Consider the following 6,580-nt stretch of genomic DNA (forward strand, 5'->3'; position numbering starts at 1 on the left):
AACGTGCTGGTGTTCCCGCCGGTGTTCGGTGGGGCCGGCCTGTACCGCCAGGTGCTGGGGGAGAGCGGCCTGCAGAACCTGCGGCGCTGGGTCGAGGCCGGCGGCACGGCCATCGGGTTGGCCGGCGGGGCCCGGCTGCTCGCCGACCCTGCGCTCGAACTGACGCGGACGCGTTTCCGCGACCAGGTGGTCGAGGAGTATCCTTCGCCCGTGTGGAGCATCCCGGCCCGGAGCGCCGAGGCGGCCGGTCGGCCCAGCGCGACCGGCTGGCGCGTGCCCGCGGAAGCGAAGGAGGGGACGAAGTCCGCCGACCGGTCGGGTGCGGGAGCCGACCCCTGCGACGTGGCCCCGCTGCTCGGGCCCGGTGCGCGGTTCTTCGCTGTCGGCCACGAGCAGGGCACCGCGCTGGCCGGCGGGCCGCAGGCCATGGACGCCTGGCTGGCGGACGTGCTGCCGGCCGGGCGCCAGGCGCCTGAGGAAGGCGACCGCCGCGGGGCCGACGCCCGGCTGCGCCGCATGATGCCCCAGGGCGCCCTCCTGCGCGCGGAACTCGACGGGGAGAACTGGCTCACTTGGGGTCTTCCCGCCGAGATCACGGTGTGGTTCGGCTCGTCCGACCCGCTCATCGCCGCGCCGCCGGTGGCCGTGGCGGCGGGCTTCGCCGACCTCGAGCGGTTGCACCTCGGCGGCCTGCTGTGGCCCGAGGCCGCCGCGCGCCTGGCGCACACCGCCTACGCCACCCGCGAGGCCGTCGGCCGCGGGCAGGTGATCCTCTTCGCCGAGCATCCCGGCTACCGGCGCTGGGTGGTCGAGTCGGAGCGCCTGCTGGCCAACGCGATCCTGCTCGGGCCGGGCCTGGGCACGCGCTGGTCGGCGCCTTGGTAGCGGCCGGGGCAGCACCTATATTTGGCGGCAAGGAGATCCGCCCGTCACCCGAGACCGCTCCGGAGTACGCATGAATTTCGAGCTCAACGAAACCCAGAAGATGTTCCGCGACATGGTGCGCGACTTCGCACGCCAGGAGATCGAGCCCATCGCCCACCGGATGGACGTCGAGGGCGACATGCCCGAGGACCTCATCGGGAAGATGCGCCAGAACGGCTTCTTCGGGCTGGCGTTTCCCGAGGCCTACGGCGGCCTGGATGTCGACACCCTGACCTACGGCCTGGTGGTCGAGGAGCTGAGCAAGGCCAGCGCCGGGGTGAGCGTCATGCTCACGGTCCACAACAGCGTGGGGTCCTACCCGGTGGCCATCTTCGGTTCGGAGGCGCTCAAGCAGGAGTACCTGCCCCGCATGGCCGCCGGCGAGATCGCCGCGTTCTGCGTCACCGAGCCGGGCGCCGGCAGCGATGCCGCCTCGCTCGCGACCACCGCCCGGCGGGACGGCGACCACTACCTGCTGAACGGCAGCAAGTGCTTCGTGACCAACGGGTCGCGCGCCGCCTTCTACGTGGTGGTGGCGCGCGAGCCCGGCAGCGTGGGCAAGCGCGGCACCACCGCCTTCCTGGTCCCGCGCGACACGGCCGGACTGTCCGTGGCCAAGAAGGAAGACAAGATGGGCCTGCGCGCCAGCGACACGGTCACCATCGACTTCGCCGACGTGCGCGTGCCGGCCAGCCACCGCCTCGGCGACGAGGGCGACGGCCTGCGCGTGGCCCTGACCGCCCTCGACGGGGGCCGCATCGGCATCGCCTTCCAGTCCCTCGGCATCGGCCAGGCCTGCCTCGAGGCGGCCATCGCCTACGCCAAGGTGCGCGAGCAGTTCGGCGCGCCCATCAGTTCGCAGCCCACCATCCGCAACATGATCGCCAACATGGGGACGGAGATCGAGTCGGCCCGGTTGATGGCGTGGTACGCCTGCTGGCTGAAGGACAGCGGCCGACCCTTCACCAAGGAAGCGGCCATGGCCAAGGTGAGCGCCTCGGAGGCGGCCTGGCGGGCGGCCGACACCGCCGTCCAGATCCACGGCGGCTACGGCTTCTGCAAGGAGTACGCGGTCGAACGCTACTACCGCGACGTGCGCGTGACCCGCATCTACGAGGGGACCAGCGAGATCCAGCGGCTGGTCATTGGGCGCAAGCTCCTCGCCGAGTACTAGTCCCGCAGCGGCTAGCGGCCGCGCAGGGCGACGACCAGGAGCCCCGCCCACGACCCGATCACGCAGAGGGCCGCCCCCACCAGGGCGGCCTTCCTTTCGCGGGGTGACAGGAGCACGCGGCGGCGCGCCGTCGGGACCACGCTGGCGACCAGGGCGGCGAGGAAGGCCAGGGCGCCGGCCGCCGCGGCGACCGTCACCAGGGGGTTGGCCGCGAACGCCGCCGCGGGCCGCCCCGACGCCAGGAGGATCGCGGCCCGGGTGCCGCCGCAGGTGGGGCAGGGCCATCCCGTCATCTCGCGCAGCGGACAGTGGACCACGGCCAGCAGCAGGTCGGGCACGAGGCGCGCGAGCAGCAGCCCCGCGGCGGCCAGCAGGCCCAGCATCAGCACGAGCGAGCGGGCCAGCGAAGAGCTTTCGGGGGCGAGCCGCACGGCGGCTAGTCCAGACCCAGGGCGAACAGGAAGACGCTCGTGCCGATGAACGAGGCGCAGACGAGCAGCGGGGCCAGCACCGCGACCACCGCCCGCCAGGGGTCGGTGTCGTGGATGTTCCGCAGGCCGATCACGCACACCACGAGGGTCCACACGAGCCCCACGCCGGAGCCGCAGATGGGCACCAGGGCCAGGATGCCCGCGGCCTCGCTGTAGGCGGCCACGCGGAAGCTGGCTTCGAAGCCGAGGCGATTGCCCCCGACGAGGGTGAGCACCCCGTGCATGAGCGCGGCCTTGATGAACACGCCGATGGTCACGGTCAGCGGGCTGGTCAGGAAGGCGAAGAACGAGAAGAGGGGACCGGTGAAGATCTTGCCGTAGTCCTCGGCCACGAGCGCCTGCAGCGAACTGCCGGCGAGGGACCACATCCAGGCGAAGAGCGCCGCGACGACACCCAGCACGATCGTGAACAGCAGGGGCTGGCCGAGGCCGACCTGGCTCGGCATGCGGCGGAAGAAGATGCCCGGCGTCAGCAGCACGTCCTTGATCGTCAGGTACAGGCCGTTGAGGAATCCGAAGCGCTCGCGCCGCTCCCAGGGGGGCAGCAGCAGGTCCTCGGTGGCCGACGAGCCGAGGCCCTCGTCGAAGCCGCCCCCGATGTCGTTGCCGGCGGGGCCGCCGTGTCCGTTGTCGTCGAGTCGCATGCGCGCCTTTCTGCGCCGGGGTCGTCGCCGGGGCCGCGGGTCCCGGGGCTGTCCCTACCTACGCCCGGTCCCCGCGAACGTTGCATCCGGAACGGCTTCATTCCAGGACGCCGGTCTCGCCCTCGCTGCGCGCCACGAAGACGGCGCCGCAGCTGTCGCTCCACACGTTCACCGCGGTGCGGCACATGTCCAGCACCGGATCGATGGCCAGGATCAGGGCCAGCCCCTCCAGCGGCAGTCCCACCGCCTCCAGGATCACCGAGATCATCACGAGTCCCGCCGCGGGGATGCCCGCCGCGCCGATGCTCGCGAGCAGGGCCGTGAAGACCACCACGAACTGGGCGCCGAACCCGAGCTCGATGCCGTAGGCCTGGGCGATGAACATGGCGGCTACGCACTCGTACAGGGCCGTGCCGTCCATGTTCACGGTGGCGCCGAGGGGCAGCACGAAGCTCGTCACCCGGTTGCTCACGCCGGCGTCCTTCTCGACGGCGTTGAGGGTCAGGGGCAGGGTGGCCGAGGAACTGCGGGTCGAGAACGCGGTCAGGAGCACCGGGGCCATGATGCGGGCCTGCTTCAGGGGCGACACCCGGGCCGTGACGCGCAGCAGCAGCGGCAGCGTCACCGCCGCGTGCAGGACCAGGGCGCCGAGCACCGTCAGGCCGTACCGGGCGAGGGGCCCGAAGGCCTCGAAGCCGCTGCCGGCCGTGGTCCTGGCCATCAGGCCGAAAATGCCCATGGGCGCCGTGGCGATCACCCAGCCGGTGATCTTCATCATGGCGGCGAAGAGGCTCTCCCAGAAGGCCAGCAGCGGCCGGCCCGTTTCGGCGGGCAGGTTGGCCGCGGCCAGGCCCAGCAGCAGGCAGAAGAAGATCAGGGGCAGCATCTGGCCCTCGGCCGCCGCGGCGACCGGATTGCTCGGCACCATGCGCTGCAGGATGAGCACGATGTCGCCGGCGCCGTGGCCCTCGAGCTTGGCGGCCAGGTCGGGCGAGGCCTCGGCCAGGCCCATGCGCACGCCGACGGCCTCGCCGTTGCTCCGACCGGGCTGCACGATGTTGACCAGCAGCAGCCCCACGAGGATCGCCGCGAGGCTCGTGGCGATGTACCAGCCGAAGGTCTTGCCGAAGAGGCGCCCGAGGCCGCGGCTGGCGCCCACGCTGGCGATGCCTGCGATGATCGAACCGGCGATGAGCGGCACGATGACCATCTTCAGGGCCCGCAGGAAGAGCACGCCCAGGAAGTCGAACACGGCGAAGGGGTGGATGCCGCCCCACAGGCGGGTGCCGGCGGGCCAGAGCAGGCCGGCGCCCACGCCCAGCACCAGGGCGATGAGGATCTGCCAATGGAGGTCGAGTCTGCGCACGGCGGCGTCTCTCTTTCGTGGTGGCGACCGGCAGGAGGTCCGGCCGCCCCGGGAGTCTAGCGGCGCCGTCGGGACCGCTCAAGGCCGAACCGCCCCCGATTTGGCGTGGCCAAGCCCCGTCAAGCTGCTAATATGTCCCGGTTTGGAGCCACACACCTGCCGGGACGCCTCGCCACGTCCCCTTCCGATCCGGAGGAATCCCATGCGCTGGACCGTAGCCTCGACCGCGCCCGCCGCCACCGCGGCCGACCTGGTGGTCTTTCCCGTCTTCCAGGCCGATGACAAGGCCGACTTCCGTTCCGTGGACCGCTCCGGCGGGCCGGGCCGGGCCCTGGCGCCGATCGCCCGCAAGGGCGGCTTCAAGGGGGCCGACGGCAACCTGCTCGCCCTGCACCGCGACGACCTGAAGGCCGGCTGGGTGCTCCTGGTCGGGCTGGGCGCCGCCGCCGACGCGGGGCTCGAGACCATCCGCAAGGCGGCCGGCCGCGTCGCCAGCCGGGCCCGGGAAATGGGCGCCGTCCGGGTGGCCGTGGTCCTGCCGGCGGCGGGGGTGCTCCCCTTCGATGATCGCGCCGTCGCCCGCTGCTGGGCCGAGGGGGCCGAGATGGCCCTGTCCCCGACCGGCGAGCTGAAGACCGGCCGTCGGGACAGGCCCGTGCCCGACGCATGGAAGCTGCTGGCCGACCGCGCGCGCGTCCGCGACCTGAAGGCCGGCCTCGCGGAGGCCGAGGCCTTCGTCGCCGGCTGCCTCTTCGCCCGCGGGCTGGTGAACCTGCCGCCGAACGTGCTGACACCGGTGGGCCTGGCCGAGCGGGCCCGCGACATGGCCAAGGCCGAGGGTCTGAGCTGCCGCATCTACAACGTGCCCCAGTTGCGCAAGATGAACATGGGCGGCCTGCTGGGCGTGGGGCAGGGCAGCCGCCAGGAGCCGCGCCTGATCAGCGTCCACTACCGCAGCGGCGCCCGCCGCGCGCCGAAAGTGGCCCTCGTGGGCAAGGGCGTCACCTTCGACACGGGGGGCATCAGCCTCAAGCCCGGCGCGGGCATGGACCTCATGAAGTCCGACATGGGAGGCGCCGCCGCCGTGCTGGGCGCCGTGCTCATCGCGGCCCGGCTGCGCCTGCCGGTCGACGTCCACGTGGTCGTGCCCACCGCCGAGAACATGCCCGACGGCCTGGCCATCAAGCCCGCCGACGTCCTGACCATGGCCAACGGCAAGACCGTCGAGGTCCTCAACACCGACGCCGAAGGGCGGCTCATCCTGGCCGACGGGCTCTGGTTCGCCGAGCGGGAGAAGCCCGTCCACGTCATCGACGCGGCGACCCTCACCGGAGCCTGCGTCGTGGCCCTGGGCAACCACTTCGCCGGCCTCATGGGCAGCAGCGGCGAGCTCATGGACATCCTGCGCCAGGCCGGCGGCGAGACCCACGAGCGCGTCTGGCCGCTGCCGCTGGTCGACGAGTTCAAGGACGAGGTGAAGGGCACCTGGAGCGACCTGAAGAACCTGGGCAACGGCCGCGAGGCGGGCGCCGAGACGGCGGCCGCCTTCCTGTCGAATTTCGTGGGCGACGGGACGTCCTGGGCGCATCTCGACATCGCGGGCCCGGCCTACGTCACGGCGCCCCAGCCCACCTGCCCCAAGGGCGGGACCGGCTTCGGGGCCCGTCTGATCGCGCGCGCCCTGCAGATTCTTGGCTCCTGAAGCGACGCCGCCCCTCGACGCCGCACCCGCTTCCGGGCGGGTGCGGTTGTCGTCCCTGGACCGGCGCGCGCTGCTGGGCACCATCACCCACCTGGCTCTGCCCGTGGTGCTGGGCAACCTGGCCCAGACCCTGATGGGCCTCGTCGACACCCTGATGGTCGGCCGCCTCGGTGCGGCCGAACTGGCCGCCGTCGCCGTGGCCACCCTGCTCTTCTCGGCCCTTTCGAGTTCCATCAAGGCCCTCGACGTGGGCGTGCAGAGCTTCACGGCCCGCCGGGT

General features: G+C 72.4%; 7 protein-coding genes. 4 read left to right on the top strand and 3 right to left on the bottom strand.

Going from position 1 to position 6,580, the window contains the following annotated elements; genetic code table 11:
• Nucleotides 1-885: hypothetical protein (locus KDM41_16625; GenBank protein ID MCB1185051.1), on the top strand; the 885-nt coding region annotated here is incomplete at its 5' end.
• Between the two features lie 70 nt (nucleotides 886-955).
• Complete coding sequence (locus KDM41_16630) at nucleotides 956-2,098, top strand: acyl-CoA dehydrogenase family protein (GenBank protein ID MCB1185052.1); 1,143 nt, start codon at nucleotides 956-958, stop codon at nucleotides 2,096-2,098.
• A gap of 11 nt (nucleotides 2,099-2,109) precedes the next feature.
• On the opposite strand, the gene KDM41_16635 is transcribed toward KDM41_16630, so the two are convergent.
• The 3 genes from KDM41_16635 to KDM41_16645 form a co-directional block, all read right to left on the bottom strand.
• Nucleotides 2,110-2,481 (bottom strand): DUF2752 domain-containing protein, encoded by a 372-nt coding sequence (locus KDM41_16635; GenBank protein ID MCB1185053.1) that lies wholly within the window; start codon nucleotides 2,479-2,481, stop codon nucleotides 2,110-2,112.
• A 53-nt stretch (nucleotides 2,482-2,534) separates the two neighbouring features.
• The gene (locus KDM41_16640; protein MCB1185054.1) at nucleotides 2,535-3,233 is read right to left on the bottom strand and encodes a YIP1 family protein; all 699 of its coding nucleotides are present in this window, start codon (nucleotides 3,231-3,233) and stop codon (nucleotides 2,535-2,537) included.
• A gap of 97 nt (nucleotides 3,234-3,330) precedes the next feature.
• Nucleotides 3,331-4,599 (bottom strand): dicarboxylate/amino acid:cation symporter, encoded by a 1,269-nt coding sequence (locus KDM41_16645; protein ID MCB1185055.1) that lies wholly within the window; start codon nucleotides 4,597-4,599, stop codon nucleotides 3,331-3,333.
• 202 nt (nucleotides 4,600-4,801) lie between these two features.
• Between KDM41_16645 and KDM41_16650 the strand changes: the two genes are divergently transcribed.
• Both KDM41_16650 and KDM41_16655 read left to right on the top strand, forming a co-directional pair.
• The gene (locus tag KDM41_16650) at nucleotides 4,802-6,301 is read left to right on the top strand and encodes a leucyl aminopeptidase (GenBank protein MCB1185056.1); all 1,500 of its coding nucleotides are present in this window, start codon (nucleotides 4,802-4,804) and stop codon (nucleotides 6,299-6,301) included.
• A gap of 46 nt (nucleotides 6,302-6,347) precedes the next feature.
• On the top strand, nucleotides 6,348-6,580 hold a 233-nt coding region (locus KDM41_16655; GenBank protein ID MCB1185057.1), incomplete at its 3' end, for an MATE family efflux transporter.

The organism is bacterium (assembly GCA_020440705.1).
Lineage (GTDB): Bacteria > Krumholzibacteriota > Krumholzibacteriia > LZORAL124-64-63 > LZORAL124-64-63 > JAGRNP01.

Bases quoted from the DNA above. Each gene is read 5' to 3' on its own strand.
- KDM41_16630 (MCB1185052.1), top strand. From the start codon at position 956: ATGAATTTCGAGCTCAACGAAACCCAGAAGATGTTCCGCGACATGGTG.
- KDM41_16635 (MCB1185053.1), bottom strand. From the start codon at position 2,481: ATGCTGGGCCTGCTGGCCGCCGCGGGGCTGCTGCTCGCGCGCCTCGTG.
- KDM41_16640 (MCB1185054.1), bottom strand. From the start codon at position 3,233: ATGCGACTCGACGACAACGGACACGGCGGCCCCGCCGGCAACGACATC.
- KDM41_16650 (MCB1185056.1), top strand. From the start codon at position 4,802: ATGCGCTGGACCGTAGCCTCGACCGCGCCCGCCGCCACCGCGGCCGAC.